Raw genomic sequence first — 25,777 nt, 5'->3', positions numbered from 1 at the left:
TCCGTTCTCGGTACGGCTCGCCCCCTCGGCGGGCACGATCCGGCCATGGATGTTCTGCACTGGTGGTTCGCGTCGGTCCCGGCATGGTTCTGGTACCACGCCACCCACATCGGCCTGGGGTCGATCGGCGGGAGCTGGATCGGCTACCTCGTGCTCGCCGCGATCTGGGTGGGGCAGGCGATGCTGTTCGCCGCCTACGCCTTGCTCACCCTGTTCATCTGCGGATGGGCGATCGTCGGCGCGGGTAAGGCGCTCCGCACGTTCGTGGCCGGGGTCCGCAAGGGCCTCAGCGGCGGGTGAAGGCGTCGACCTCGACGGAGAAGGTGACGGTGGCTGCGGCCCCGGTCTCGTCCTGGGCCTGCACCAGGGTGCTGCTGCCGAGCCGGGCCGTCATCACGGCGCCGCCGAGCCGCTGGTCGGCGGCGAGGACACCGCCGATCTCACCGAGCATCTGGTAGGCGCGGCGGCGGGCGGCGCCCATGTCGCCCGTCGCGTTGAGCACGAGGACCGCGCACCGGATCGTGTACTGCTCCCGGTCCGGCGAGGGCGCCAGGCCCTCGCGGGCGTTCTGCGCCTCGACCGCAGTCGGGTCCTCCTCGTCGCCCACACCGACCGTGACCGCCTCCATCTGCCCGGACCCGGTCACCACCGGCCCGTCGAAGACCGTCACGCCCGCGAGGCCCGGGGCGCTGCGGAAGACCGCGACGAGGGCGTCCAGGGCGTCCGGGACCGTCGATGCCCAGGCCATCAGCCCACCACCGGCCGCGGCGCCCCGAGCCATTCCAGGGCCTTGCGGGGGATGGCGTAGGACCAGCGCGGGTCGTAGGTCTCCTCCGGCCCGACCACCCCGGCCCGGCGGCCGCCGACGCCGCGCTGCGTCTCCCAGTTGTGCTGCAACACGACCGCCGCCCCCCTCTTGTAGTGGTCCGGGATCACCTCGTACCCGGCCTCGTACACCGCTTCGGCCAGACAGGTCAGCGGCGGCCCGGACAGGACCCGCACCAGGCCCGTGTCGCGGGTCACCCGCAGCCCGGCCGGGTCCCACGTCTGCCCGCCGACTACCGCGGTCACCGAGGTGACCGAGATGACCGGCACGGACCACAGCCGGAACCGGCGTCCGCCCTGCGACGCCCGCTCGATGTCCTCGCTGATTGTGCGCTGCACGATGACTTCGTGCTTGTAGTCCTCGATGACGGCGGTGATGCCGTCGCAGTACGCCTGGATCTCCACGTCAGCCGAGGTGTCGTCGGCGGGGATCCGCAGCTGCCGCTTGGCCTCGTCCAGCGTCAGGATGCCCACGTCACGCCCCCTGGTGGGCCGCCACATATGCGTCCGTGACGTCCTGGGGGATCTTGCCCTTCGCGGACACCTCGATGCCCTGCTCGGCCGCCCACGCGCGCACGTCCGCGGCGGCCGGCGCGGACGGAGTCGTCTCGGGCGCCTGCTCCGTCTCGGCGTCGGCCTGGGCCTCGCCGTCCGGCTCGTCGTCCACCTCGAACATCGGCCGCAGCGGCTCGAAGAGGGCGCCGAAGGTGTCGAGCAGCCGGTGGCCGGCCCGCACGGTGGTCACGCCCTGGTGGATGTACAGCGGTCGGCCGTCGTACTCGCCGAGGACGCTGCCGGTGGCCACGTAGATGGTCCTGTCAGTCACAGCCCTGCACCTCTCGTTGGGTCCGGTACGGGGCGCCGGTCAGGCGTGGATGACCAGCAGCCGGAACGCGTTGTCGATGAGGACCCGCGAGTTGTTCCGCCACCAGGCGTAGTAGCCGCGCTGGCCGGTCGGCATGCCCACTCCGCTGCCGGCGGTGGCCTGCTGGACCAGGTGCGGCACGAGTTCCATGTTCATGCCGACCTTGTCGACGATGATGAAGCCCCGCTTGAAGTCACCCATCAGCAGCACCTTGTCGCCCGCCGCGTGGGTGGACGCCATGTCCGAGGCCTCGTAGGCGTCGTAGCCGAAGAACTGCGCCGGCGTCCCCTGCGACGGGCGGTTCCACGGGTCGCCGGCCGCACCGGCCTGCGAGATCAGCAGCTGCCGGTAGGCGTTATACGTGGTCTTCGACGCCATGTAGGACGCGTTGTTACGGAACCGCGGGGGCAGCGCGTTCTCCAGGTTCGTCGGGTCGACGACTGCCAGGACGGCACCAGTCTGCCCGTCGACCTTGCTGGACACGTTCAGCGTGGTGACGACGCCCCCGGCGTCGGGGGAGGTACCGGTGCCCAGGGTGAAGGCGCTGGCCTCCTCGACGTCCTTGGCGTCCCTGAGCAGCTCCATCATGGAGGCCTGCATGCCGGTCCAGTCGCCCTCGATCTCGATGTTGAAGGGGATGAAGCCCTGTACCCGTTCGGCCTTGATGGTGGGCTGGCCCAGGGTCGGCGAGTTGTCCGTGGCCGGGGTGTTCGCCGCGACGCGGGAGACGGTCACGCCCGCGGTGGTGACCAGGTCGTACTCCTTGCCCACGATCGGCTGTACGCGGGCGATCTGCCGCAGCGGGTTCACCGTCCCGTTCGAGGTGAGCAGCACCGTCGGGTCCAGCTCGAAGGGCACGGCGTACTCGCCGCCGGCGCCGGTCGCCCCCAGCGCGAGGATCTGTCCGTCGTGGGCGCCGAGCGAGCCGGGGTTGCCCGCGGCCAGGGCCTGGCCGAACACCCGCTTGTAGCCCGGGGAGCCGGTGGCGAGGATGCGGCGGGCCAGGTCGCCGTGGACGTCGTCGGGGATGGTGTTCAGCAGCCGCTCGACGTTCGTCTGCGCGTCCTCCCGGTTCGAGCCCGGGAAGCGGGCCGTCTCGATCGCCCGCATGGCGTTGTCCCGGTACAGCGCGGGCAGCTCCTCGGCGCTGCGGGCCTGCTGCCGGATCGCGGCGATGTCGTAGATGTCGCGGCCGATGTGCACCGCGGGCGCGCCGGGGCGCTGCGGCTGCCGGACGCCGCCCGGGGCGTTGCCCGCACCGCTGCCCGGGGCCGCGTCGTGGGTGGCCGGGCGCCCGGCGTGCATGTCCGCGAGCACCGCGTTGCGGGCGTCGACCGCGTCCAGCGCGGCCTGGTGGTCGCGCCGCTCGGCGACCAACTGGTCCCACTCAGCCTGCGTGTCGGTCGGCAGGACCGCCGCAGGGTACTGGTTGGCGATCTCCTGGAGTCGGCCGGCGATGTCGCCGAGCCGACTGCGGCGGGCCTCGATGGTCAGCGCGCCCTGAGCCTCAGGCATGGTCTGTTCCTCTCCGTCGGTCGCGGGCGCACCCGCTGTGCTGGCGTCGTCCGGAGCAGCCGTGGCGGCCGCGCGGATTCCGATTCCGGGGGATACCGCGGCGGCCGGTGTCGGCTCGCGGGTGTTGTCGAGGACTCCGGTGATCAGGCCGGCGTCCTGGGCTTCCTGCGGGGTGAACCAGGTCTCCGCGCGCATCAGGTCGCGCCAGTGGTCCGGTTCGCCGCCCGCGGTGTCGGCGTAGATGCCGGCGATCTGGGCGGAGACGGTCTGCAGCCGTTCCAGCATCTGCTGTAGCTCGGAGGCATTCCCGTAGAGCCCCGCCGACGCGTCATGGATCATGAGCTGCGAGGTGCGGGCCATCAGCCGCTGCTCGCCGGCCATGGCGATGACCGAGGCGGCGGAAGCTGCCAGCGAGTCGACGACCGTCGTCACCCCGGGGCGGGAGATGAGGGCGTTGTAGATCGCATACGCCTCGAAGACATCTCCGCCGCCGGAGTTGATGTGGACCTCGATCGGGCCGTCTCCTGCCGCCGCGAGGTCACGGATGAAGTCGGAGGCGGTGATGCCCCACATGCCGATCTCGTCGTAGATGAGGATCTGTGCCGGGCTGCCGGCCACGTTGGCGATCCGATACCAGCCCGCGCCGTCACCCTGCTTGCGCTTGCGCTGCTTGCGCGTCATCTGCGCGCCACTTCCTTCCCGTTGGCGGGGGCCGGTGCTGGCCCTGGGTCAGTGCCGGGCGAGAACCCGGGTACCGGCTCCTGGCCGCTGGACGGCGGGACCAGCTGGACCGAGGTCAGACCGGAGTGCCGCAGCAGGCTCCAGTCGTTGTTTCGGACCGCGGCGACTACCGACTCGGGGATGAACCCGTCGCGGATCAGCGCCGCGATCGTGGCCGCTTCCTGCGACTGGACGGCAGCCAGGTCCTTCGCGTCCTCGCGCATGAACGGAATCCGCGCGTCGTACCAGAGACTCGCGCCCGCAGGCGCGGTGAGGATCGGCTCCAGGGACGCCGCGGCGTTCCCCCACAGGTGCGCCATCGTGCCGTCGGAGAACCGCCGCCGGGCGCTGATGTAGTTCCCGGCATTCAGCGTCGAGCCCTGCATGCCCTCGAAGAACGACACCCAGGACGGCGGCACGCCGGCCGCGCTCGCCAGACGGGACTCCGCCCGGCCCTGGATCACCGCGTAGTCCATGTCCTTGAAGCTGGACCCGATCGGCACCGGGTCGCCGCCACCACCCAGGTACAGGGTCTTGAAGGCGTTCGCGGCGCCCTGGTGCTCCTCCTCAAGTAGCTCCTTGAAGGCCCTCACGTTCTCCAACGACACCTGAGGGTCGAACCGGATCGCGATGTTCGGAGTCGCGCCATTGTTGAAGAACGCGTACTTGTGCTCAGTCGCCGCCTGGTCGCCCTGCAAGTCGCGCAGGACCGGCGTGATCCACGACATACCGAGGAAGTGGCGGTCCGGATCGGGCAGCGGCGCGTAGTGGGCGACCTGCGACGGAAGGAAGAACTGCGGCTTCCCGCCCGGCGGTACGTACAGGTAACCGGCGACCGTCGTATCGGCGGCGGCCCACGGATCCTCCGCGTTTTCCTGCGATCCCAGAACGATGATCACCCACGCCGGATTCAGCCGGTGCAGCGACGATGCCTTGCGCCGGATGTAGGCGTTACCAGCCGCCGAGACGTCCCACTCCATGCGCGCCAGCAGATCCGCGGTCGTCCAGCCCGGAGAGGGCTTTTCGAGCACCGCGAGTTCCGACGTCCCGAACAGGTCGCCCGGCAGCGCACCGGTGAACCGGGTCCACTGGAACCGGACTTGGGAGAACACCTGCATGCGGGCCAGCACCAGTGAGAACACGGGCCCGCTGGACTTCGCCGCCCAGTCCGCAGTCCACGCGATGCGCTCCTGGTCGATCTGCGAGTACGTGGTCTGCAGGAGCGGGTACTGGTTCCCGCCGTAGGAGAACCACGACGCATACTCGTCCAGACCGAGATTCGTCGGTCGCGGCGCCAGCTGGGCGTTGATCCGCTCCAACAGTCCCATCAGCCGGACCCGCCCTCACGGGCCGCCGGCCGCCGGGCGTCCCTCCAGCCGACCTTCACGGCGACTACCGCCCACGTGACCGCCAGCCAGGCCGCCGCGCAGCACTTCGCCGCGAGCCAGCCCAGTCCCCAGAGCAGGCCAGCGAGCACCGTTGCCACGGTGCGCCAGAACCGCACCCGCTTCGCCTGCTCGGTGATCTGGTCCACCGGCACGCGCTGAACCCAGCTGACAGCCATGTCGTCACCTGCCCTTTCCCCACAATGCGAAGGGCGCCACAGGCTCAGTGACACCGAAAGTTGCGTGACCGTGACGGGCCAGCGTGACCGCCACGAGGGGCGCGATCGTCGCCCCGCTCTTGCCACGTGACCAGGCCCAGGCCTCCGCCAGCGGCCGGGTGGCTACGCCCTCCACGGCCGTGTCCAGCGGGGCCTGGCTGATGTGCCGAAACTCCCCGTTGGCGACGTCGTCCGCCAGCGCGCCGCAGGCCTGCGCGTACTCCCTCGAGCCGACGAAGTGCAGCCGCCACGAACCCGGCAGCAACTCCTTCTCCGTCGAGAAGCCCCGCTCCAGCAGCTTCTTCTCCAGGCTGCCTGCGGGCCCTGCGGGGTCGATCACCAGCGCCACGGGCGTCGGCTGGATCGTCCGGAACAGCTCGACCAGGCGCTCGACCACCCAGCCGGTCCCGGCCCGGTGCTCGATCACCTCGGCGTGCACCAGGCCGTCCGTCCGCCGCCCGGCGACCGCGATGCTGGATACCGCCCGGTCCGGGGTGATGTCGACGGCCAGGGCGACCGAGCCGGTCCGCCGGGACTCCTCGTCGAGGCACGCTGTCCAGTCGCCGGGCTTGATCGGTACCTCGCCGCCGATCGGGTCGTCCCACCAGCCCATGCGCTCGCGTGCGTACTCCGCCGGCGGCAGGGCCCGCCGCTCGCCCATCACGTAGTCCAGGCTGATCCGGCGCCCCACGGCGGGGTTCGCCGCCTTCACTAGCTGCAGGTTGTCGCACCCGCAGCCCTCAACGTCCAGGGCGTGCGTGCAGCTCTCGCCGTCCGCACAGGCCTCCTTCGGCGGCGGCGCACACCACTCGAAGTACGCCAACCGCCGCTCTCCGCCGGGACGGCCACGGTCCCGCACCCCGCGCAGCACGCCGGACTCGACCTTGCCCGCCGAGCTGGCGTACACCACCTGCGGATCCGGGCGGGCCGCCAGCGTCGGAAAGAGGCTGCCCATGTGGCTGGGCTGGAGCGCGAACCCTTCATCCAAGATGATCTTGTCGCCGGTGAGCCCCCGGCCGCCGGATTTCGTCCGGGCCTTGAACATCAGCCGCCGGTCCCCATGAAGTTCGATCGCCTCGTCGCCGTTCCCGCGGTGGATGTCCTTCACCCGCTTCGCGAACTGCGGCGTCCCCATGATCAGCTCTTCCATGTCCCGGAAAGCTTCCTGACTGGTCCGGAACTCATGAGCTGACCACACGACCAAGCGCTGATCCGTCAGGAACAACCAGCCGAGCACGGCCATCTTCAGCAGGCCGGTCTTCATGTTCTGCCGACCCACGATGACCGCCGACTCCAGCGCCACCGCCTTGTCGGCCTCATCGACCGCGAAGAGCGCATCGAGGATCAGCTGCTGCTCAGGGTCCGGCGCGAACTTCACCAGGCGGCACAAGTCGGCGACCTGCGGCCCGTAGGTGTCCACGTGCTCCGGCACCCAGAGATGCGTGGGCTCAACCAGCCCGGCCACGCCGCTTCTCCTCCCGCTGCCGCCTCAGCCGGTCGATATCGTCGGACTGCTCGGCGCCCGCCACCGCGGCGGCCAGCGACGCGCGCAGCTCCTTCGTCAGCGCCGCGAACCCGCTGCCGGTGTCGTCCGGCCCGGCCTGGTCGATCCGGCGCGCCAGCGCGAGCACCACACCGCCCGCCAGCGTCTCCGCACGACCAACCGCCTCCAGCTCGGACAGCGCCGCCGCCTCCAGCGGCCCTCGCTCCGGGGCTCGCTCCGAGGGCGGCGGTACGGCCGCGAGACCGAAGGCGATGACCTTGCCCTCGTCCCTGCCGCTACCGGCACGGCGCTGTGCCGCCACGCGGCACCGGTCGGAGCAGTATTTCGCCGTACTGCGCTTCGCGTCGAAGGAATTCCCGCAGGTCGAGCAATTCTTTTTCATATCGACCTCCGGAGCCCTTGACGTCCGGCCTGACCTGCGAGAACATACAGGCAGGCGAGAGAAGCCCGAAGGCGAACGAGCCGCCGAATTCCAAATCGAAAGCCCTCCGATCGGATATCCGATCGGGGGGCTTTCTGGCATGTGCCGCTACGAAAAATCGCAGGGAGAGATTTTTTGACTGGGGGCGGGGTCAGGGCATGATCAACATCCCGTGCCCGACCCGCCCCCCTCCTCCCCATTCACACCCTATGTCCAATTCGCTCCGCTCACCAGGATTCGGACGTCTTCAGGGCCGTTGACCTGCGACGTTGCCGGTTGCCGCGCCGAGCTCCCTCGCTGCGGTTGCAGTGAGCGTGCGCGAAGCCGCGGTAGGCGCCACGGTCGGCGGTGTGGTCGAGGTCGAGGGCTTGACCCTTGAGCATCGGGTGACCGCAGTGGTGGCAGGCCTGGCCGTAGGCCTGGTCGATGGTGGCCTTCCGCAGCGCCTGGTGGTCGGCGCCGTACCCGCGATCGCTGGTGCTGGCCATCGGCGGTCACCTCACCGTTGGAGCCGTGGGGCCGGGCGGGCCTATGCCACGTCGGCCTGATCTGTGAGCATGCCGACCTGGCGGGCGGTCTCCCGCTCGCGGGTCTTCTCGTAGCCCTGAAGGGCGGCGACGGTGGCGCAGGGCCACGTCACGGGGGCGTTGCCGGTGGTGGTCCAGCCGTCGTAGGCGGAGCATTCCACGCAGATGGTCCGCTCCTGGTGCTCGGCTGCACGGTGGAGCCGGTGCACGGCGTAGACGGCGTCGAGCAGCTGCTCGCGGGTGGGCAGGCGGTACTGCTGCCACCACTGCGGTGGCTCGGCGAGCAGCGGCACGGCCACCTGCCGGATGGCCGCGCCGTCACCCCGCTCGTTGAGGAAGCGGCGGCCGTTCTCGTCGAGTTCGTACAGCTCGGCGTGGAGGATGCGTTGGCCGTCCGCGGTGGTGTCGATGTACAGCTCGCCGTCGCGGCGCGTCTGGTTCGGGTCGACGCCGTTGGCACGCAGCCAGTCGCACAGCTCGGTGCGCCGCGCTTCCCAGCCGGTCACCCCGCGCACCCGAAGGTGGTGCCGGCGAGCGCGGCCGCCGGGATGCTGGTGAGGTTGACCCGCCCGCGGTAGGTGACGATGCGGGCGCGGACGGCGTCTTCTTCGGCGCAGGTGTAGCCAGGGTGGGCGATGTGCCGGACTTCGGGGCAGGCCGCGAACGAGATGCGGCGTGCCGCGCTGGGCCTGGGCATGGTGGCCTCCGGCTCTGTGCGGGGAGTGGCCGCGCGACCTGCTCTTCAGCGGGGCGCGCGGCGGCGGTTCGGCCTTCTGGAACCACCGCAGGGCCGCACCTCGCGCGGGTGCGGTGGTCTGTGGGCGGACATGCCGCAGGCCCCGGACCATGGTGGTCTCGGGGCCTGCGGGCATACGTCTGCGGAGAGATCGTCACACTGTGGCTGACCTGGTGTCAAGCGGCTCGCCGGTCGGCGAGGATCGCGAGCACCTGCTCGGCGTCGTAGTACGGCTGCCGGGGCGACCCGCCGGCGCGGGCGAGGCGCCCGCGGGCGACGAGCTGGCGGACGCCGGACGGACCGATGCCGAGGGTGGTGGCGACCTGCCGGGCGGTCATGTGGCCGGCGGGGACGTACAGGGGCTCCATGCCCCCATGATGCCTGGCGGCTATGTGCTGCGGATCGCGATGCCGAGTGCGTTGAGCACTTCGTTGTGCGCGTCAAGCGCGGCCTGGCGTCCGGTGGTGACCCGTTGCTGTTCAGCGTCGTCGCCCAGGTCGAAGGCGGCTCCGATCGCCGCGTGCACGGCGCGGTGGACGTCCGGTTCGGTGGCGATCAGTAGCAGGGCGTCTCGTGCTGCGGTGAGGGCGGCGCGGGTTTGCCGGACGTCGGCTATGGCTGCGGTGCGGTCGGCGTCGGGGGTGAGGGTCGAGAGGACGTACACCGCGCGCCGGTAGCTGGTGAGTGCGGTGAGGAATGTGGCGCCGACGGTGTGGAGTTCGCGGCGGCGTTCGGCGCGGGTGGTGGCGCGCTGCTGGAGGATGAGGGCGCCGAGGCTGCCGCCTAGGGTGCCGAGGACGGCTATGAGGCTGGTGAGGACGGCGTCCATGCCGGGGTTGCTCCTTGGGGGTGGGGCCCGCCGGGGTGTGCCCGGCGGGCCGTACGACTACCGCTCCACGAGTGGCGTCTGGTTGACGCCGGTCGCATCAACGACCACGTCGGTGTACAGCTGGACGCGGCCGTCTTCCTCGGACCGCGTGTAGGCGGTCATCACCGCCAGGACCCGCACGTGCCTGTCGTGCAGCACCACGTCGTCTCCTACGGCCGGGATGGGCATGGGAGATGCGGCGTCGAACTGCACGAGAAACTGCCCGGTGGCGGGCGCGGTTTGGAAGACGAGGCAGTGCGCCGCGGGGTGAGCCGCGCCGGTCGGCTTCCACGCCACTTCGGAGTGAACGTCGCGGTTCATGATCTGTTGCAGAACATCGTCCATGAGGTGATTCTCCCGATTCATCAGTCGGTGTGTCCGCAGTGTGGCCGGGTCCACCACCCGCACGTGGCGCAGTAGACGTACCCGAGGGCATGTGCAATACGGCGGATCATCGGCGGGCCTCCTGCCGGTCGGTGGGACCGTGCTTGACGAGCAGGCCCCCCTCTCCGAACTCCTCGACGGTCGCGTTGTTGCTGTTGTTGTTGCCGTGCTGACCTGCGGAAACAACGCCAACAGGGGGTGCCGAGAGGGGTTGGGGGAGCGGGGGCAGGTCCGCGCGGTGGATGCCGGTGGTGACGGCGGGGTCGGCCCCGGCGACCCGTACGGGGCGGGTGCGGATGCCGTGGGCGCGGCAGGCGGCGAGGACGTCCCAGTGCTGCCCGGTCTCGGCGCGGAGCCGCCGGGTGATGGCGGTGAGGTGGACGTTGCCGCCGCGGGCGACGGCGTGGATGACGTCGGCGAGCAGGTCGGCGTCGAGCGGCTGCTCGTCGTCCTCCGGCTCAAGCTCGGCCGGCGGCACTGACTCGTCGGGCGCCGTGTCCGGGTCCTCTTGTGCGTCGGCGGCGTCGGCCTTCCCGCCAGCGCGGTACGTAGCGACGACCAGAATCGCGGTGCCCGGCCACATCAGCCAGCGGGCGCCGGCAACCGCGTGGCCGCCCGCTCCGAGTGCGATGCTGGCGACGGTCCAGACGAGCCATCCGGCGGCCGCCAGCATCGCCCACCGCATGGCGGTGTCCAGCAGGCCGCTGGACTCCCCCAGCCAGGCCCTGACGCCCGTTCGGATTCCGGCGGCGCGGCGGGCGGTGGCCTTCGTGCTGCGCCTGATGATCCGACCGGTGAGGATGGGGACGCCGCAGCTGATGCGGCGGGCGGCGTCCCGCAGCCACTCCGCGGTCGTGGGGGCGCTCACGTGGTGATCCCGTGGTGCACGATACTGCCGAGGAGCTGTGCGCCGAGCTGGTTGACGCCGGGCACGACGGTCTGCCCGATCACCGCGAACACGCCGGTGCCGATCGCGACGATCGTGCCGATGAACACCCCGCGCAGGAACCGGCCGCGGATCTGTTTGGCGTAGGTCTTGCGGAGGAGGAACAGCACGACGACGAGCGCCGTGACGACGATCGCGCCCTTGTCATCGAGCTGCGGTGCGGCGGCGTCGGCGACCGAGGAGGGCTGGGCGCCGGTCATGGTGTGCATGAGGGTGCCGCCGATGCCGTTGCCGCCCCAGCGGATGAACCCGGCGGCGGTGCCGAGCATCCCGGCCGGGCAGGCGACCATCAGTGTGCCGAAGGCGATGCCCGCCCAGATCTGCCCGAGGATCATCGGGTCGCGGGACTTCCCGGCAGGGGCGACGGGCGCGCCTTTCTTCCCTCCTCCGGCTGGCGCCGCGGCGCCACCGCTGCGCCACCAGCGGATGTGCTCGACGACGAGAACGCCGACGCCGACGGCGAGGCCGGCGGAGGTGAGGACGCTGCTGGTCATGTTCGTCACGGGGTGACTCCCGTCATGAGGTAGGCGGCGGACCCGACGACGGGGAGGCCGAGGGCGGGGGCGAGGAGCGCGGCGCACAGGGCGGTGCGGGTCAGGAGGTTGCCGCGGCCGCGGTCGGTCGGGGTGGACGGTTCGCGGCCCCGGCGGCGCTGGTCGTAGACGGCGGCGGTGGCGGCCGCGGTGGCGGCCATGACCCAGGCGGCGGACAGCCCGGCCTGCTGCCATGCGGTGTGGAGGACTCCGGCCCAGGCGGTGGCGGGCAGGAACGCCAGGAAGCAGCAGATGCCGTTACGGCGTGCCTGGAGGCGGTCGGCCCAGGTCGGCGGGTCGGGCTCGGGCGGCGGCCCGGTGGTGATGGTGACGTCGATGCGGATCGGGTCGACGGTGACGACCACGTCCCGTGGCGGTAGGGGCGCGGGAGCGGGCGGCGGGGTGTAGGGGGCCGGGGGGACGGGCGGCGGGGGCGGCGGTAGGGCCGCTCCCCCACCGCCGCGGGTGGGCAGCGGCCATCCGGCGGGGATCACCGCGGTGGGTTCGATCGGGTCAGGCATGGGTTGTCCTTCAGAGCGCGAAGAGGAACGCCACGTAGCCGCCCAGGGCGACGAGCAGGGCCGCGGTGGTGAGGACCGGCCGGACGGCGGTGCGCTCGGTGCGCAGCAGCCAGAGGCCGGAGCCGGTCATGGCGGTGAGGAAGAAGGCCAGGCACAGTGCGGTGCCCATAGCGGGTCTCCGGGGATGGTGTGGCGGTGACGCTCGCGGTCTGCTCGCCGGGTCTGCGCGGTGCGCTCGCCGGGTCTGCTCGCGGTCTGCGGGCTGCTCGGGCAGCCTCGGCCGACGCCGCGCCGGTGGGGGCGGCGGCGACCGGGGCGGTCCGTCAGGGGGTGGTGCCGGTCTCGGCGGCGACGAGGGCGGCCCAGGCGGGGCGGATGCGGTCCTCGGCGCCGACGAAGCCGAGCGTCCGGAACAGGTCTCTCGCCGCGCGGTAGGACAGCGGCGGGTCGGCCTGGTAGCGCAGCCACCGCAGGACGACGGCGAGCTGATCGGCGCTCAGGGGCTCACCCGGCACGGGAACCGTGACGCCCGTGACGGCGGCGAGGTCGGTGAGCGTCTCGGGGGCGGGCTCGTGGGCGGTGGCCTGCGTGCCGTCGTCCGTCACGGGCGTGCCGGTCTCGGCCTCGTCGTCCGGCTCGGGCCCGGCGGGGAGGGCGGGCGGCACGGTGGCCGTCACGGCGTCACGGGTGGGCGTGACGGGTGTGACGGTCCACGGCGCGGGCAGGTCCATGGACGCCAGGGCGTCGGCCCCGCGGTACGCGGCGAGCCGGTCTAGGAGCAGTGCGCGCTGTTCGGGGAGCACGCCGGCGTCGGTGCGGTCGACCGCGGCCGCGAGGCGGCGACGGGCGCGGGCCAGGCGGCGCGGGCGGGCCCCGGCGGCGGTGAGGTCGGCGAGGTGGGCGGCGCGGCGGGTCGCGGTGCGGGTCCACCGGTCGCGGGTGATCTGCGCGGCGTCGCGGCCGCGCTGGGACAGGCCGAGCCAGGACAGCAGGCGCTCGCGGGCCTCCCGGCCGAGGACGGCCAGGAGGCCGGTGCTTGCGGCGCCGGTGCGGTGCCGCAGTTCGATGCCCATGGCCAGGTGCCAGAGCAGGGCGGCGAGGACGGGGCCGACGAATGCGCGGACGGTGCCTGCGACGGCACCGGTCTCGGAGTAGGCGGGGATCACCTGCACTGCGGTGACGACCCATACGAGGGTGCCGGGTGTGCCGGGGGCGCCGATCGTGCGGAGGTTCTGCCGGGCCATGAGCGCCATGGCGAACAGGGCCAGCTCGGCGGCGGCGAACATCACCGCCCGCTCGGTCACGCCGCGCATGGCGAGGTGGTCGCGGGCGAAGTTCCAGGACGTGTCGCCGGAGTACGCCGTGCACAGCAGGGCGCCCAGGGCTGCGACGACGACGGCCGCCGGGGTACGCCCGTGGGTACGTCGTACCCGGCGCAGCACCAACGCAGCGAGGGCGAGCAGCGCAGCGAGGGTGGCGGCCGCGGTGCGGGGGTCGGTCGTGGTGGTCACTGGGCGCCGCCCGGGGTGGGCAGGGCCGGGGCGTAAGCGACGAGGTCGATGGTGGCCCCGGCGAACGGGGTGGCTGCCCGGAGGGTCATGTGGTGGCGGTGGGCGGCGTAGTCGATCGCTGTAGCCGGGACGCCGAGGGCCTGCCGCCACTGCTCGAACGCGCCGAGGTCGTCGTGGATCGCCACGGTGAGGTGGTCGGGGAAGACCGGGCTGAGGTTGATGTCGGCGGCCGGGAGGTGCCCGAGGGTGGCGGTGATCTGCGCGAGGGCGTCGGCGGCGGGGAGCTGCTCGGCGAAGGTATGGGCGGTCATCGGGTCACCGCCGTGCGGATGCTGCCGGTGATCCCGGCGGGGGTGGCGGTGATGCGGGTGGTGCGGGCGCCGGTGCGGCGGATGATGCCCGCGGCGACGAGACGCCGGGGCGGGCGCGCCTGGGCGCGCGAGGGCGTGGGAAGATCCATGTCAGCCGGTCTCCTGTTGGTAGCAGGTGGTCGGTCAGGCCCGCGGTTGGTGTTGGTAGCACCGGCCGTGGGCCGTTTTGGGTTGTCGGGCGTGGCCCGGTGTCATGACACCCTAGACCCTGGTGTCATGACACCGCAAGGGCTATCCTCGGGCCATGCCGAACGTAGAGGGAACGCCGCGCCGTACGGTCCGCGTCGCAGACGAGGACTGGGCGGATCTCGCGCTGCGTGCTCCGCTCGGCGACCGCGCGGCGGTCATCAAGGCGCTGGTGGCCTGGTACCTCCGCCGCCCGGGCGCGCGGCTGCCGGAGCGCCCGCCGGTCACGCCGGAGCCCCCGCAGGGCTGAGCGCCCGCTGCGCGACCCGAAGGGCGGCCCACGTGCCGGGCGGGAACCGGCTCCCACACCACGCGCACCGCAGCACCTGCTGCCCCGCGGGCAGCAGCAGCTCCGCGCCGCACGGCTCACCGTGCACGAGCTGCGGGCAGCGGCCCATGCGCGCGGGGAGGTCGGCGGAGCCCACGACACTGCGCGCGCCGTCGTACAGGTCGCGCACCTCCCGCGCGCAGTCCCCGGCGGCCGGCCACTCCGCCGCGATCCACGGCACGGCGGCCCCCAGCGCGGCGCAGGCGGCCCGCACGCGCGCCCCGAGGGTGTCGGCCTCGGGGACGGCGCGCGGGGCGCCCTGATCGTCCGCCAGGGCCCGCGCCCAGGTCTCCAGGAGCACGAAGTCTCCGCGGGCGTCCGCGACGTCCGGCCGGATCGGCAGCGGCGCCTCGACGGCGGCCGCCGTACGACCGCCCGCGTCCGCCGACCGCACCGGCGCGAGCATCTGGCCAAGCTCCGCGTACAGCGTCGGCAGCGCGCGCAGCCGGTCGGCCAGGTCGGCCGCGCACCGGGCGTCGAGGTAGGCGGTGCCAGCGGGGCGGTCGCAGAGCAGGCAGTGCACGGTGGTTCTCCTCCGGGTGGTGCTGGTCAGGCGTTGTGGCGGCGGTGGCCCACGTGGAAGCGCGAGCATCGGCGGCAGCGGTAGACGTTGAGCCCGGTGGCGCCGCGGGCGACGAGGTCGAGCATGTGAGCGCGGGCGGCGTCGCGGTCGGGGTGCGCCTTCTTGCCCTCGCACCCGCGGCGGCGGTTGTACCGGGCGCGCTTCACGGCCGGTCGGGGCCGTCGTGCACCGGGCAGTCGCCCTTCCCGCCGAAGCCGACGCCGGCGCACTTGCAGCGGGCGCGCTGGGCCGCGGGCCAGATCGCGCACCACGGCCGGTGGTTCTTCTCCGCGGCCGGGTCGAAGGCGCACGAGCAACGGCGGGTGCTCGGCGCGGACTCGTCACCCTGCCCGGCCTCGTCGGGGTGCTCGGCGGCGTATCGGCGCCGGGCGGCGGCGATCACCTCGGCGAGCGCGGCGCGGCCCCGGTCGGTCATCTCGCCGGCGCCGTGGACGCGGATCGGCTCGCCGTCGATCTCGACGACGCGGCACGTGTCGATGGGCTCGGCGTCGAGGGCGGCGGCGAGTTGGCGCCGGTGCTCCTCGTGCGCGGCCCGCTCGGCGGCGACCGCCTGCACGATGTCGTCCCACGACACGGACGGGAGCAAGCCGAGCGCCTTGGTGAGACGGGCGTAGGGGGCTGGCATTTTCTTGCCAGCCTCGGCGAAGTCGGCGGTCATCCGGCTGATGTCCGAGCCGGGTGCGGGGGCGGACAGTGCGTCAGGCCAGGTGTGGTACTCGTTCGGGGCTGTGCGGGCGTGGTGCACGCCGAGATGCCCGGCGGGGAGGTCGCAGTCGAGGACGGCGCCCACGGCGTCGCGGTAGCGGTTGCCGCACAGCTCGGGTGGGGTGGTGGTCACGACAGGGTGGTCCTCTCGGGGGTGAGCGCGGCACGCAGGTCATCGGCGGCGCGCGTGACGGACTCCTTGATCCGTTCGAGTTCGCGTATGCGGCGCTCCATCTCCTTGCGGGACTCCGTCAGGGCTTTCTGGCCGGCGACGAAGTCCCGGAGGGCGTGGGCGGCGTCGGGGGCGCTGAGGCGGTCCATCCAGGTCTCGGTGTCGAGGCGGGACCCGAGGACCGCCTCCAGGTGGGCGAGGAGGTCCAGGCGCTTCTTCACGGATGGGCCCATCGCGCGGGCGTCGCGGTCACGGAGGAGTTCCTGCTCTCGCTGGTATGCCTGGTGGGTCATCTCCCCGCGGAGCCGCTGGAGCGCGTTGGTGCGGACGGTCTCGGTGTTCTTCAGCAGGGTCACGAGGAGGGGCACGTCGATGAGCGGGGTCCGCTCGGCCGGCTTCACGACGGTCTTGAAGCGGCGCCCCCGCCCTGTGGGGACCATCAGGCCCCAGCCCGGGGGCAGGTCGTTTGGCCCGGCGATCGACACGTGCGGGACGACGAGCCAGAACGCGGTGCAGTACGGCCACCACGCCTCCGCCTTCGCCGGGTCGTTGAGTTCCCGTAGGAAGTCCGAGCGGCTGGTCTTCAGCTCGCACACGTCGATCCGGCCGGCGCCGCGGGACTGCCACAGGCCGATGTGGACGGCGTCGGCCCGCCGGGTCCCGCCCGGCGCGGTGACCTCGGTCAGGTAGATCGCGCCCGCCCCGGCGGGAGCCAGGCGGTCCTGCGGCGCGATGAAGTGCGCGTGTAGCAGCTCGTTGAGCTGTCCAGTGGGCGACTTCTCGGTCACGGTCGGGGCTCCTCGGCGTCCACGCGGGCCCGGAGGCGGTCGGCGGCCCAGCGGACTCCCGCGCCGCGCTCGGTGTGGGGGTTGGCGACCGCAGCGAGGTCGTTGGCGCCCTCCCGCAGCCCGTCGCAGCGCCCGGCCTCCCGCTCGGCGGCCACCAGCGGCAGCACCACGTCCGCCAGGGCGCTGATCGGCGCGTACACGTCCGTGATGACGCCGTGGTGCTCCACGGCCTCCTGCACCGGGTGCGCGGCGTGGCACGCGGTCTCGGTTGGGGCGGGGCAGTCCTCGCCGCACCGGTGCGCGGCGCTGCGGAGGGCGGCGGCGATGCGGTCCCGCAGGGTGTCGGGCATGGTCAGTCCTTGTCGTCGTCGGGTTCGGGGTCGCCGGGCGGGAACCAGCCGCGGCACAGCGGGCCGGTCACCGCTCGACCGCCGTTCCGTCCGCGCAGTCGGGGTCCACGTCCCCGGCGGTGATTGCGAGCGCGAGCAGGTGCACCGTGGTCGTCGCGCCGAGGCGGCGGCGGGCGTTGCACAGGCCGTTGCGGACGCGGTCGGTGGACAGGCACAGGCGGGCGGCGATCTCGGCATGGCTGCCGCCGCGCGCGGTCTCGGTGAGGATCCGGGCCTCCTGTGGGGTCAGGTGGCCGGGGGGCGGGGCGGCGGTCATGCGGGGCCTCCGTGGGTGGCGGGGGTGAGTGCGGCGCGGATGAGCGCGCGGCCGAGCGGGACGGGGACGGCGTTGCCGATCTGCTGCCACGGGGCAGCGCCGTGCCACGGGAAGTCGAGAGCGAAGCCCTGGAGGGCGCCCGCCTCCCCGGGCGTGAGGCGCGGCAGCTCGGTGCCGTCGTCGGCCACCAGCCGGTTGCGGTTGATGCGGCCGGTGACGGTGGCGGCCGGCTCACTGGAGTGCCGCCGCCCACGCCGCCGCGGGTCGCCGCCGGTGCCGTAGTTCGACACGACGACGAAGCCGCCGCGCTGCGGCAGGACGTCGCCCATGACGACCGTCGGCCGGAGGCCGTACTCCGCTTCGGACAGGCGCCGCCCCCACGGCCGGTGCGTCCGCGCGGGGAGCCCGATCAGGCCGTCCCGGCGGGCCAGCAGGACCGCGCGGCGCCGGGTCTGCGGGGCGCCGTACTCCTCGGCCCGGACGATGCCGCACGCGGCCCGGTAGCCCTCGGCGCGCAGCAGCTCGGCGTACAGCTCCCACATCGGCAGCACCGCGGGCACCTGCTCCAGCACGATCGCCCGGTACGGGCGGCGCGCGTCGAGCGCCTCCAGGGCCCAGCGCAGGGGCTCCAGGACGAGCCCGGTGCGCCCGTCGTCGAGAGCGGCCAGGTCGGCGCTGATGTCCTCGCGGGCGCCCAGCCGCTTGGCGAGGGCGAGCACGGTGTCGAGCGCCCGGCGCCCGGCGCCGCTCCCGGCGACGGTGAAGGTCTGGCACGGCGGGCCACCCGCGAGGGCGATGGCGTCGGGGAAGTCCGCGGGCCCGTAGGCGCGGACGTCGCCCTCGACTGTGCGCAGTCCGGCCGCGCGGCGGGTGGCGCAGGCGTCGCGGTCGTGCTCGATGCCGATGCTGTCGTGGCCCTCGGCGCGCGCGGCGACGTCGAGGCCGCCGGCCCCGGCGAACAGGTCGAGGATCATACGATCGCCCCCGTCGCGGAGTAGCCGGTGTACGGGTCGGCGTCGATCGGTGTGTAGGAGATCCACGGCCAGTGCTCGCCCTGGCGGATGAAGGCCGGCCAGGCGCGCTCGTCGCGCATGCCGCGCCAGGGGATGACGCGCCGGGCCCGGCAGCCGTCGGTGTTGGCCGCGGACTTCTCGTCCTCGACCGGGCGCAGGCCGAAGCCGAACTCGGGCCAGCGCATCCACAGGCTCGACCCGAGCGGGCGCAGGTTGCGGTGCGCGGACTGGCCGTTGTGGTGCGGGGCGTGCGCCTCCATGATCACCGTGCACCCGGCGGTCGCACGGGCCTCGTCGATGACCGTCGAGACCTTGCGCGCCAGCTCCTCCGAGTTCGGATCGCCGGCGTGCAGGCGGTAGATCGGGCCGACGATCAGCAACTCGGGCTTGAGTCGCTCGACGCGGCGCATCATCCACGCGCGGTCGGCGGGCCGGGTCAGGTCCAGCCCCTCCGGCCGGCACTCGATGTGCAGCTGCCCGCGGGCCACGGGCCGGTCGACCCTGAGCGCCGAGTTCAGCAGCGGCCGGAACTTCCGGCGGCTGGCCGGCGCGCCGTTCTCGCAGTCGAGGATCGTCACGCGATGCGGGTCGGTGTGCTTCCAGGTCTCGAACGGGTGCAGACCGGCGGCAACGGTCACCGCGAGCTGCCGGAGCAGCGTCGACTTGCCGCCGCCCTCGGACGCGGTGAGGATCAGCCGGTCGCCGCGCTCCAGCAGGCCCGGCACGAGCCAGTCGTAGCTGTCCTCGACCTGGACGAAGTCGATGATGTCCATGGTGGGCAGGTCGCTGTTGGCCTGGCCGCGGTCGCGGATCTCCCGGGCGCGGGCGACGGCCTGCTCGACGAGGTCGAACGTGACGCCGCTCGTGCCATAGCCGTCCTGGGCGGTCCGGATGCCGTGCTCGACGAGGGCGCGGCGCAGGGCGCGGTCGACGACGATCTCGGCGTGGTACCCGGCGTTGGCGACCATCTGGCCCACGTTGACGAGCTGGAACAGGTAGGCGCTGCCGCCGGTGGTGCTGCTGAGCCCCTGGTCGGCGAGGTACTTGCCGAGGGTGATCGGGTCGACGGGCTGGCCGGCGGTGTGCATGGCGGCCATGGCGGCGAGGATCACGCCGTGCGAGGGTCGGTAGAAGTCGTCGGGCTGGACGATCTCCATGACCTCACCCAGGGCGTGGGCGCTGTACATGCAGGCGCCGAGAAGGGACTGCTCGGCGTCGAGGTCGTGGGGCGGCGTGCGCTCGGGGGCGCGGTCTTCCTCGTAGTCCATCAGAAGATGCCTCGTTCTTCGGGTGTGCCCACGGCGCGCAGGTGCGGGCGCGGGGCGTAGACGGGGGTGCCCTCGGCGGGGCGCGGCGGCAGTTCGGCCCAGCCGCGCATGAAGTACCGGGCGCTGTCGACGTGGGTCCGGTCGGCGGTGCGCCGGGCGTACTCGACGAGGGCGGGGATGCCGCACTTCTTGATCAGCGCGAGCACGGGAAACCACTGATCGCCGGAGAAGGGCCAGCGGACGGCGACACCGCTGGCGGTCATGCTGTCGACGAGCGGGCGGACGGCGTCCGGGATGCCGTAGTCGCTGCCCGTCGAGCCCTCCGGTCGGCTCTCCTCGTGCTTGCTTGGGAGAGATGGGTAAGGGGGGTCAATTTCTGGACCGCAACGGCCGTCTTGCGGTCCAGAATCCGGACCGCTAGCCGATTCGTCGCCGTCGCTTTGCGGTCCAGAAACTGGACTGCTACGAATTCCTTGCGGTCCGAATTCTGGACCGCAAGGAGCGGGCTCCGTGTCCTCTTGTGGTCCGGATTCTGGACCGTTACGACGGACCGGGCGGACGTAGTCGACGGCCATTGGCAGCCGGTACAGGGGCTTCCGCCGACCGGCTCCGGCCTCGACGATCTCCAGCTCGCCGGATTTGACCGCCGCCTCGATGACGCCCTTCACCGTGCCTCGCGACTCGGTGTTCAGCGCCCCCAGGAAGTCGGGGTAGCTGAGCCGCACTTCGCACGCCGGGGTGCGCACCTGGTCGGCCACGTACAGCAGCGCGAGCCGGGTGTTCCCCTTGGCCTGGGAGTGGGTCCACACCCAGTGCATGGCGTCGAGCGTCACGGAGGTCTCTCTCGGGTCGGTGCGGTCGTGCGGGGTGGCGGTGCACCCGGGGCGGCGGGTCTGCTGGCCACCGCCCCGGGTGCGGATCAGAGGGGGATGCCCTGCTCGCGCAGGCGCGCCCGGCCGAGGCCGGCGAACGTGCCGAGCAGGGCGCACACCGACTGGCTGTAGAAGTCGCTCCCGTTGGCGAGCGCGGCGTCGAACAAGGCGCGCGTCTGGTCGCTGTCGCGGTTGGCGTAGGCGACCAGGAAGCGGGCGGCCCAGGTCTCCATCGGGTCCGCGCCCAGGGCGCCGGGCTGCATCTCGTGCAGGGTGACCATGGCCTCCGACGGCTCCCAGATCATCGCCGGGAAGATCCGCCGGAGGACCGCGGCACCACCCTCGGCGATGGCGCAGCACACCCCGTACATGTCCGCCGTGGTGCTCTGCTGGCCGATCGTCATCAGGCTGTGGGCTGCGCCGTCGGCGTCGCCGTCGAGCGCCTGGCCGAGCATCCGCCAGACCGCCTCGGCGCGCTCTTCAAGGGTCATCACGTGACGTCACCTCCCTCGGAGGCCCGGTACGGCTCGACGTCGAACAGGCCAGCGTCCTGCGGCGGCAGGGCCTTCACCGCGCGATTCACCACCCGCCGCACGCCGTCCGCGCAGGGGCGGCAGAACGCGATCAGGCGGCGCGCGGGCAGCGCGGCGGCCTCGTGGAAGGGCAGCGTCGGGTCACGCGGGATCGCCAGGATGTGGGTGCTGCCGACGCCCTTGGTGTAGGTGCCGTCGCCGTTCTCGCAGCGCCCCGGCTTTCGGGCGGCGTCGGCGTGCTTCTTGCCGCAGGCGCCCTGGCACTGACACTGGCCCTTCGCGGCGGCGAGTACCTGCCGGTACAGGTCGCCAGCCACGATCGGCGCGTCGGCCGGGTGTACATCCGGTCCGGGGTTGGCCTCGATGATCGCCCGGATCGCCTTGATCGACGGCGCGTCGTGGTCGGCGGGATTGTCCGGCGTACTGGCCAGTCCGGCGCGGAACAGTTTGACCTTGCCGGGCACGCAGTCGCGCGAGTGCCAGGTCAGCTGGTAGTGCCACCGGTCGCCGCGGTGCTGGTTGCGCTCCAGGCCGGCGAGCTTGCGCCCGACTTCCACGGTCATGAACGGCTCGCCGGAGTAGCCCGGCGGGGTCCACCGCAAGCTCGCCTGCCAGCCGTGCGCCTTGGCGTGGGCCATCAGGTCGGTGGCGATGCGCGGCAGCTCGTAGCCGGCCGGAGGGCGGGACAGGATCTCGACCAGCTCGCCATGCAGGACGCGCAGGCGTTCCTCCTGCTCGGCAGTCCGATCCTTCGGGTCGACGTGCCGCAGCGCCGCGAATTCGACGTCGAGTCGGTCGTAGTGGGTGGCTGCGGTCTCGGTGATCGTCATGCCGCCTCCTGTGTGGTCGTGGGGGCTGCGCACGCCTGGCGGTGCTCGGTGTAGGCGGCGACGACGGCCTCTGCGTCCGCTGCGCCGATACCGGAGCGCTGCCAGCCGCAATGGCACAGGGCATCGGCCGAGGCCACGCCATCGCCGCGCCGCGGCGGGCACACGACGTGCAGGCCGGGCGCCTGGGGGGTCGGACGGAGGCTCGTCACGCCACACCCCGCCATGTCAGGCACAGGGAGGCGCGAACGGTGGCGCGCTTCGAGCGGGCCACGCCAGCAGGCCGGATGACCCCCTCGCGGGCGGCGGCCTGGAACCGCGGTCCCCACTGCGACGGGCTGACCGGCTCGTCGACGAGGCCCTCGGCGATCAGGTCGGCCGCCTGGAACTCGGTGCCGCGGGCGGCCAGTACGCGGATCGCGGCGTCGCAGGCAGTCGCCCAGCCCGGCGGAGTCGCCCGCTCAGCCTGGCGCATGCCGCGCGCCTTCGCGAGCTCCCCGGCGGCCGGGGCGGTGACGCCCTCGACCACCGCGGAGAGCTGGAGCTGCTGCGCGGTCACCGTGCACCCCCGCGGGTGAAGGTGAAGGCGCCGGACACGGACCCGCAGCGGATCATGCCGCCGGAGACGACCATGTCGACGGTGACCTCGACGCGGTGCGAGCCGAGGAATGGGCTGATGTCCGTACGGACCTGCTCGGCGAGGTCGGCGGCGCTGTCGGCGACGAGGGTGAACACGCCGGGCTCGGGGACCCCGTGGGGGCGGAACGCGTCGTAGCGGACCACGTACCTGCCGGGCGCGAACCGCGGGGCGGGTACGGCGGGGGCGGGCTCGGGCGGCAGGGTGAACGCGCGCGCGGCGAGCACCGACTTCGGGGTGGGCTCAGTGGACGGCGGCACGGCCACCGGCGCGAGGTCGGCCGGGGTCACCCGACGGCGCTGGAACCAGGGGATCATCGCGGGTCCTTCGAGGGGTGGTTGGGGAGGTGGGCGTCACGCAGCAGCGCGGCGCAGGGGATGCGGCCAGCGGCGAGGGTGCGGGCCAGCTCGGCGCGCGCCTCGATGCGGCGGGTGTGCTCGTCCTGCGCGCCGAGCGCGACGTACCCGGCGACCGCGGTCGCGAGGGTGAGCAGCAGCCAGATCACGAGCGCTCACCGGCCTCGGTGTCCGCGTTGAGCAGTGCGACCAAGTAGGCGGCGATCTCGCCGCTACCGACCTCGATCCACGGGGTGGGGCAGCAGTCGTAGACGCCGGTCTCGTCCTGGATCGGGCCGCCGGGGTAGTCGGCGATGACGTGCAGTCCGGTGACGTCAGCGGTGGCCGGGCAGACAGGCGCGATGCTGTCCATCGACTCGCTGTCGCCGACGATCACGCGCCACCGGACCGGGGACGTGAGCGTCACCTCGGGCATGAGCATGTTCGGGCGCCCCAGCACCGCCAGCGCGGCGGCGCGCGCCTCGGCCACGGCCGCTCGCTGCTGCTCCAGATCTGCCACCCGGGCCCGCAGCGCGCGCACCTCGTGGTCGAGCTGCTGCGGCGTGACCGGGCGGGCGTGCGGCGTGCTCCAGCTGTAGAGGCAGCCGTCGACCAGCGCCCGGTGCTGCCAGCGGCTACCGTCCGCGCCGTGCTCCTCCTGGCACGTCACGTCCGGCTTGCGCGAGTACGGCTCCCCGCACACCACGGCGCCGGGCCGCGGCAGGTCCAGGAGGTGCCAGGCGCCGTCGTGCAGCTCGTGCGTGCTCGGCGCGACGCTCTCGCCGCAGAACTTGATGCGGTTGCTGCTCTGCGGGTGCCACGCCTCGTGGTCCTCGCGGTGCGAGGACGGCAGGACGCACTGCACCGGCAGCACCCAGTGGACGACGACGCACCGGTTCGGGTCGGACAGGTCGGGGGTGATCTCAGGCATGAGCGGCACCGCCCGTCTCGGTCGCGCGCCGCGCCTTCGGGCAGTCGTCCTTGTGCAGGAGGGGCCGCGCGTCGTACGAGTAGCGGTCGCACAGGGGGCAGTAGTCCGCCGGGCCCTGGCGCTGCTCGTAGACGCGGTGCCAGTCCCACGCCTCGTCGGGCGCAGCGATGTCGTAGTCGTAGTCGCGCGGGTGCTCGCCGGTCAGCGCCTCGTACCACTCACCGTCGCCCGCGAGGCGCGCGGCCGCGTCCTTGAGGTCGTTGCCCTCGACCCACACCACGTAGTGGCTGGTGGTCGAGACGAGCACGGGGTACCGGCAGTCGTCGTCCAGCGCCGCGGCTTCCCGGTCGGCGATCCGCTGCTCGTAGGCCGCGTACTGGTCGGGCGCGAGTGCCTGCACGAGCGCGGCGCCGACGGTGTCGGGGGCGCTCACGCGTCCTCACCTGCCTCGGCACGCAGGCGGGTGATCTCCTCGCGGGCCTCCGCCAGTTCGTCCTGCGCGGTGCGGTGCCGCTCGGCGTCCGCCACCACCGCGTTACGGAACTGCTGAGCACCGCGCAGCAACTCCTCCGCGACCCGGACCCGGTCGTCCATCGGCATGTCGTCGCTGATCTGGAAGGTGACGCTCCCGTACCGGACACCCGCCGGGTAGACGCGCAGCGTCGGGTTCGGGGCACCGTTCCCGCGGGCGCCCGCGTGGGGCTCCAGGAAGTACGTGCAGCTGATGCGGGTCACAGCGCACCCCCGGTCTCCACGGTGGCCGTGGTGGACGTCGGGGCGGGGCCCCAGTCCGGCTGCTGCACGTACCCGGCCGCCACGGACGCCTGGTAGTCGGCGTCGGGCGCAAGCGCGTCGGCCAGCGGACGGACGGCGACCGGCATGGCCAGCGGGGCGACGGCGAGCGGCGGCACCGCCGGGTCGGCGATCTCGTGCCGCTGCACCAGCAGCGCAGCGGCACGGCGGCGCTCCGCGTCCCGCTGCGGCGACACCTTCGCCAGATGCGGCGCCACCGGTACGTCGCTGTGCAGCACCACCCGAACACGGCTGAAGTACGAGGCGCACTCCATCCACACGGCGTGGTCGTAGACGTGCCACACCAGCAGCTCGGGGCTGATGTCGAGGACCTCGCGCCAGGCCTCCAGGTCGCAGCTGCGCGCCAGCCGCAGCGTGACGCCCAGCTCGGGCTCCTGGTGCAGGACGACGGCGGGCGCGGGCAGGTCCGGCCAGGTGTCGGCGATCTCCGCGAGCAGGGCGATCGCGGTGCGCTGCGCGTCGATGGACGTCATCGCGCACCGCCGATCGCGCGCCGCGAGCCCGCGAGGCCCGGCTGCCCGATGTTCGCCCGGCTCCCCGCCGCCTGCCCGGCCGCGAATCCGGTACCGCGGTACGTCGTGCGGCGCCCCTTCAACTTCCCGTACTCGTCGTTCACCCGGCGCTCGATGATCGCGGCGCGGTCGGCGAGGACGATCTCCGTGCTGCGCCCCGCCGGACCGGGGTGGACGCCCTCGGTCGTGGCGCGCTCCGAGGCGCGCTGCTCGGCCGCCCGCAGCCGAGCAACGACCTCGACGCGGAAGCCCAGGACCCAGGAGCGGCGGTAGGCGCGCGGCTCGTCGTAGTACGGCACCTGCACGTGCACCAGCTGGTTGGTCATCTGGAGCAGCAGCGACGTGTACAGCAGCTCGGCGCGCTCCAGGTCCGACTCGAAGCCGAACATGTGGACTCGGTAGCCGGCGGGGCCGGTCTTCATGACCGCGCGGCCGCGAAGCGCCTCGACGATCCCCGCGACGAACGACTGCTTCTCACGGGCCCACGGAGCCGCGACGGTGATGATGCGGTCGGCGGGCTTGTCGGTACCGGGCTGGGCGTCGGCGAGGAGGGCCTGCTCGATGCCGTACTTCGCCATCAGCTCGGTGGCCTTGGCGGTGTACGACTCGGCCTCCGCTTCCGTGGCGGCGGGGTCCTCGGCCTTCGCGAGCAAGGCGCGGACCCTGGAGAGCAAGCTCTCCGGGATACTCTGGTTGGACATGGCGATACCTCTCTGATCTGCGTAGGTGGTGAGGTGGAGCCGTGGGGGTCGTTCCGG

43 protein-coding genes are annotated in these 25,777 nt (G+C 72.8%); 2 read left to right on the top strand and 41 right to left on the bottom strand.

Annotated features, from left to right (window positions below; genetic code table 11):
• Positions 1-45 precede the first annotated feature (45 nt).
• Positions 46-300, top strand: a complete 255-nt coding sequence (locus tag ACH4PY_RS07690; protein WP_398177057.1) for a hypothetical protein — start codon at positions 46-48, stop codon at positions 298-300.
• On the opposite strand, the gene ACH4PY_RS07685 is transcribed toward ACH4PY_RS07690, so the two are convergent.
• The 21 genes from ACH4PY_RS07685 to ACH4PY_RS07585 form a co-directional block, all read right to left on the bottom strand.
• Positions 287-748: a hypothetical protein gene (locus ACH4PY_RS07685; protein WP_398177055.1), complete on the bottom strand. Its 462-nt coding sequence runs from the start codon at positions 746-748 to the stop codon at positions 287-289. The two genes, ACH4PY_RS07690 and ACH4PY_RS07685, sit on opposite strands and share 14 nt — an antisense overlap.
• On the bottom strand, positions 748-1,299 hold the full coding sequence (locus ACH4PY_RS07680; RefSeq protein ID WP_398177053.1) for a hypothetical protein: 552 nt from the start codon (positions 1,297-1,299) through the stop codon (positions 748-750). Before ACH4PY_RS07680 ends, ACH4PY_RS07685 begins: the two co-directional genes overlap by 1 nt.
• A gap of 1 nt (position 1,300) precedes the next feature.
• Positions 1,301-1,651: a histone-like nucleoid-structuring protein Lsr2 gene (locus tag ACH4PY_RS07675; protein ID WP_398177050.1), complete on the bottom strand. Its 351-nt coding sequence runs from the start codon at positions 1,649-1,651 to the stop codon at positions 1,301-1,303.
• A 39-nt stretch (positions 1,652-1,690) separates the two neighbouring features.
• Positions 1,691-3,886, bottom strand: coding sequence for a head maturation protease, ClpP-related (locus ACH4PY_RS07670; protein ID WP_398177048.1), 2,196 nt, complete (start codon positions 3,884-3,886; stop codon positions 1,691-1,693).
• Entirely contained in the window at positions 3,883-5,253 is a 1,371-nt protein-coding gene (locus ACH4PY_RS07665; RefSeq protein WP_398177046.1) for a phage portal protein, read from the bottom strand. The genes ACH4PY_RS07670 and ACH4PY_RS07665 overlap by 4 nt, the downstream gene beginning before the upstream one ends.
• Positions 5,253-5,489 (bottom strand): hypothetical protein, encoded by a 237-nt coding sequence (locus ACH4PY_RS07660; protein WP_398177044.1) that lies wholly within the window; start codon positions 5,487-5,489, stop codon positions 5,253-5,255. Before ACH4PY_RS07660 ends, ACH4PY_RS07665 begins: the two co-directional genes overlap by 1 nt.
• Before the next feature lie 4 nt (positions 5,490-5,493).
• Positions 5,494-6,993: a terminase gene (locus ACH4PY_RS07655; RefSeq protein ID WP_398177042.1), complete on the bottom strand. Its 1,500-nt coding sequence runs from the start codon at positions 6,991-6,993 to the stop codon at positions 5,494-5,496.
• Positions 6,977-7,333 carry a hypothetical protein gene (locus ACH4PY_RS07650; protein ID WP_398177040.1) on the bottom strand — a complete coding sequence of 119 codons (357 nt, stop codon included), beginning with the start codon at positions 7,331-7,333 and terminating at the stop codon, positions 6,977-6,979. The genes ACH4PY_RS07655 and ACH4PY_RS07650 overlap by 17 nt, the downstream gene beginning before the upstream one ends.
• 347 nt (positions 7,334-7,680) lie before the next feature.
• Entirely contained in the window at positions 7,681-7,941 is a 261-nt protein-coding gene (locus ACH4PY_RS07645; RefSeq protein ID WP_398177038.1) for an endonuclease domain-containing protein, read from the bottom strand.
• Positions 7,942-7,982: 41 nt separating this feature from the next.
• Positions 7,983-8,486, bottom strand: coding sequence for a hypothetical protein (locus ACH4PY_RS07640; RefSeq protein WP_398177036.1), 504 nt, complete (start codon positions 8,484-8,486; stop codon positions 7,983-7,985).
• Entirely contained in the window at positions 8,483-8,677 is a 195-nt protein-coding gene (locus ACH4PY_RS07635; protein WP_398177034.1) for a hypothetical protein, read from the bottom strand. The genes ACH4PY_RS07640 and ACH4PY_RS07635 overlap by 4 nt, the downstream gene beginning before the upstream one ends.
• Positions 8,678-8,892: 215 nt before the next feature.
• A complete protein-coding gene (locus ACH4PY_RS07630) occupies positions 8,893-9,084 on the bottom strand; it encodes a hypothetical protein (RefSeq protein ID WP_398177032.1) in 192 nt (63 codons plus the stop codon).
• Positions 9,085-9,104: 20 nt separating this feature from the next.
• A complete protein-coding gene (locus ACH4PY_RS07625) occupies positions 9,105-9,545 on the bottom strand; it encodes a hypothetical protein (protein ID WP_398177030.1) in 441 nt (146 codons plus the stop codon).
• A 57-nt stretch (positions 9,546-9,602) separates the two neighbouring features.
• Complete coding sequence (locus tag ACH4PY_RS07620) at positions 9,603-9,929, bottom strand: hypothetical protein (protein WP_398177028.1); 327 nt, start codon at positions 9,927-9,929, stop codon at positions 9,603-9,605.
• Positions 9,930-10,035: 106 nt separating this feature from the next.
• Positions 10,036-10,836, bottom strand: coding sequence for a hypothetical protein (locus ACH4PY_RS07615; RefSeq protein WP_398177026.1), 801 nt, complete (start codon positions 10,834-10,836; stop codon positions 10,036-10,038).
• Positions 10,833-11,417, bottom strand: coding sequence for a hypothetical protein (locus ACH4PY_RS07610; protein ID WP_398177024.1), 585 nt, complete (start codon positions 11,415-11,417; stop codon positions 10,833-10,835). The genes ACH4PY_RS07615 and ACH4PY_RS07610 overlap by 4 nt, the downstream gene beginning before the upstream one ends.
• Positions 11,414-11,968 carry a hypothetical protein gene (locus tag ACH4PY_RS07605; protein WP_398177022.1) on the bottom strand — a complete coding sequence of 185 codons (555 nt, stop codon included), beginning with the start codon at positions 11,966-11,968 and terminating at the stop codon, positions 11,414-11,416. The genes ACH4PY_RS07610 and ACH4PY_RS07605 overlap by 4 nt, the downstream gene beginning before the upstream one ends.
• A 10-nt stretch (positions 11,969-11,978) precedes the next feature.
• A complete protein-coding gene (locus ACH4PY_RS07600) occupies positions 11,979-12,137 on the bottom strand; it encodes a hypothetical protein (protein ID WP_398177020.1) in 159 nt (52 codons plus the stop codon).
• 154 nt (positions 12,138-12,291) lie between these two features.
• On the bottom strand, positions 12,292-13,479 hold the full coding sequence (locus ACH4PY_RS07595; RefSeq protein WP_398177018.1) for a hypothetical protein: 1,188 nt from the start codon (positions 13,477-13,479) through the stop codon (positions 12,292-12,294).
• Positions 13,476-13,790: a hypothetical protein gene (locus tag ACH4PY_RS07590; RefSeq protein WP_398177016.1), complete on the bottom strand. Its 315-nt coding sequence runs from the start codon at positions 13,788-13,790 to the stop codon at positions 13,476-13,478. Before ACH4PY_RS07590 ends, ACH4PY_RS07595 begins: the two co-directional genes overlap by 4 nt.
• The gene (locus ACH4PY_RS07585) at positions 13,787-13,939 is read right to left on the bottom strand and encodes a hypothetical protein (protein WP_398177014.1); all 153 of its coding nucleotides are present in this window, start codon (positions 13,937-13,939) and stop codon (positions 13,787-13,789) included. The genes ACH4PY_RS07590 and ACH4PY_RS07585 overlap by 4 nt, the downstream gene beginning before the upstream one ends.
• A gap of 155 nt (positions 13,940-14,094) precedes the next feature.
• Here ACH4PY_RS07585 and ACH4PY_RS07580 point away from each other — a divergent pair, with 155 nt between their 5' ends.
• Positions 14,095-14,286: a hypothetical protein gene (locus ACH4PY_RS07580; RefSeq protein ID WP_398177012.1), complete on the top strand. Its 192-nt coding sequence runs from the start codon at positions 14,095-14,097 to the stop codon at positions 14,284-14,286.
• On the opposite strand, the gene ACH4PY_RS07575 is transcribed toward ACH4PY_RS07580, so the two are convergent.
• The 20 genes from ACH4PY_RS07575 to ACH4PY_RS07480 form a co-directional block, all read right to left on the bottom strand.
• Positions 14,261-14,887, bottom strand: coding sequence for a hypothetical protein (locus ACH4PY_RS07575; RefSeq protein WP_398177010.1), 627 nt, complete (start codon positions 14,885-14,887; stop codon positions 14,261-14,263). The genes ACH4PY_RS07580 and ACH4PY_RS07575 overlap by 26 nt on opposite strands.
• Positions 14,888-14,913: 26 nt before the next feature.
• On the bottom strand, positions 14,914-15,093 hold the full coding sequence (locus ACH4PY_RS07570; protein ID WP_398177008.1) for a hypothetical protein: 180 nt from the start codon (positions 15,091-15,093) through the stop codon (positions 14,914-14,916).
• Positions 15,090-15,785, bottom strand: coding sequence for a hypothetical protein (locus ACH4PY_RS07565; protein WP_398177006.1), 696 nt, complete (start codon positions 15,783-15,785; stop codon positions 15,090-15,092). The genes ACH4PY_RS07570 and ACH4PY_RS07565 overlap by 4 nt, the downstream gene beginning before the upstream one ends.
• Entirely contained in the window at positions 15,782-16,612 is an 831-nt protein-coding gene (locus tag ACH4PY_RS07560) for a hypothetical protein (protein ID WP_398177004.1), read from the bottom strand. Before ACH4PY_RS07560 ends, ACH4PY_RS07565 begins: the two co-directional genes overlap by 4 nt.
• Positions 16,609-16,962 (bottom strand): hypothetical protein, encoded by a 354-nt coding sequence (locus ACH4PY_RS07555; protein WP_398177002.1) that lies wholly within the window; start codon positions 16,960-16,962, stop codon positions 16,609-16,611. Before ACH4PY_RS07555 ends, ACH4PY_RS07560 begins: the two co-directional genes overlap by 4 nt.
• Positions 16,963-17,029: 67 nt before the next feature.
• A complete protein-coding gene (locus ACH4PY_RS07550; RefSeq protein ID WP_398177000.1) occupies positions 17,030-17,278 on the bottom strand; it encodes a helix-turn-helix transcriptional regulator in 249 nt (82 codons plus the stop codon).
• On the bottom strand, positions 17,275-18,252 hold the full coding sequence (locus ACH4PY_RS07545; RefSeq protein WP_398176998.1) for a DNA cytosine methyltransferase: 978 nt from the start codon (positions 18,250-18,252) through the stop codon (positions 17,275-17,277). The genes ACH4PY_RS07550 and ACH4PY_RS07545 overlap by 4 nt, the downstream gene beginning before the upstream one ends.
• On the bottom strand, positions 18,249-19,559 hold the full coding sequence (locus ACH4PY_RS07540) for a DnaB-like helicase N-terminal domain-containing protein (protein WP_398176996.1): 1,311 nt from the start codon (positions 19,557-19,559) through the stop codon (positions 18,249-18,251). The genes ACH4PY_RS07545 and ACH4PY_RS07540 overlap by 4 nt, the downstream gene beginning before the upstream one ends.
• Positions 19,559-20,392 (bottom strand): hypothetical protein, encoded by an 834-nt coding sequence (locus ACH4PY_RS07535; protein ID WP_398176994.1) that lies wholly within the window; start codon positions 20,390-20,392, stop codon positions 19,559-19,561. Before ACH4PY_RS07535 ends, ACH4PY_RS07540 begins: the two co-directional genes overlap by 1 nt.
• Positions 20,393-20,478: 86 nt before the next feature.
• On the bottom strand, positions 20,479-20,925 hold the full coding sequence (locus ACH4PY_RS07530; protein WP_398176992.1) for a hypothetical protein: 447 nt from the start codon (positions 20,923-20,925) through the stop codon (positions 20,479-20,481).
• On the bottom strand, positions 20,922-21,794 hold the full coding sequence (locus ACH4PY_RS07525; RefSeq protein ID WP_398176990.1) for a hypothetical protein: 873 nt from the start codon (positions 21,792-21,794) through the stop codon (positions 20,922-20,924). The genes ACH4PY_RS07530 and ACH4PY_RS07525 overlap by 4 nt, the downstream gene beginning before the upstream one ends.
• Entirely contained in the window at positions 21,791-22,003 is a 213-nt protein-coding gene (locus tag ACH4PY_RS07520) for a hypothetical protein (protein WP_398176988.1), read from the bottom strand. The genes ACH4PY_RS07525 and ACH4PY_RS07520 overlap by 4 nt, the downstream gene beginning before the upstream one ends.
• Entirely contained in the window at positions 22,000-22,350 is a 351-nt protein-coding gene (locus ACH4PY_RS07515; RefSeq protein WP_398176986.1) for a hypothetical protein, read from the bottom strand. The genes ACH4PY_RS07520 and ACH4PY_RS07515 overlap by 4 nt, the downstream gene beginning before the upstream one ends.
• Positions 22,347-22,745, bottom strand: a complete 399-nt coding sequence (locus tag ACH4PY_RS07510) for a hypothetical protein (RefSeq protein ID WP_398176984.1) — start codon at positions 22,743-22,745, stop codon at positions 22,347-22,349. The genes ACH4PY_RS07515 and ACH4PY_RS07510 overlap by 4 nt, the downstream gene beginning before the upstream one ends.
• A complete protein-coding gene (locus ACH4PY_RS07505) occupies positions 22,742-22,933 on the bottom strand; it encodes a hypothetical protein (RefSeq protein ID WP_398176982.1) in 192 nt (63 codons plus the stop codon). The genes ACH4PY_RS07510 and ACH4PY_RS07505 overlap by 4 nt, the downstream gene beginning before the upstream one ends.
• Positions 22,930-23,694, bottom strand: a complete 765-nt coding sequence (locus ACH4PY_RS07500; protein ID WP_398176980.1) for a hypothetical protein — start codon at positions 23,692-23,694, stop codon at positions 22,930-22,932. The genes ACH4PY_RS07505 and ACH4PY_RS07500 overlap by 4 nt, the downstream gene beginning before the upstream one ends.
• Positions 23,687-24,127 (bottom strand): hypothetical protein, encoded by a 441-nt coding sequence (locus ACH4PY_RS07495; protein ID WP_398176978.1) that lies wholly within the window; start codon positions 24,125-24,127, stop codon positions 23,687-23,689. Before ACH4PY_RS07495 ends, ACH4PY_RS07500 begins: the two co-directional genes overlap by 8 nt.
• A complete protein-coding gene (locus ACH4PY_RS07490) occupies positions 24,124-24,429 on the bottom strand; it encodes a hypothetical protein (protein WP_398176976.1) in 306 nt (101 codons plus the stop codon). Before ACH4PY_RS07490 ends, ACH4PY_RS07495 begins: the two co-directional genes overlap by 4 nt.
• Positions 24,426-24,980: a hypothetical protein gene (locus ACH4PY_RS07485; RefSeq protein WP_398176974.1), complete on the bottom strand. Its 555-nt coding sequence runs from the start codon at positions 24,978-24,980 to the stop codon at positions 24,426-24,428. The genes ACH4PY_RS07490 and ACH4PY_RS07485 overlap by 4 nt, the downstream gene beginning before the upstream one ends.
• Entirely contained in the window at positions 24,977-25,720 is a 744-nt protein-coding gene (locus tag ACH4PY_RS07480; RefSeq protein WP_398176972.1) for a DUF2786 domain-containing protein, read from the bottom strand. The genes ACH4PY_RS07485 and ACH4PY_RS07480 overlap by 4 nt, the downstream gene beginning before the upstream one ends.
• Positions 25,721-25,777 lie beyond the last annotated feature (57 nt).

It is taken from the genome of Streptomyces sp. NPDC021224 (genome assembly GCF_044332905.1).
Lineage (GTDB): Bacteria > Actinomycetota > Actinomycetes > Streptomycetales > Streptomycetaceae > Actinacidiphila.
This window is presented reverse-complemented; position numbering and strand designations above follow the sequence as displayed.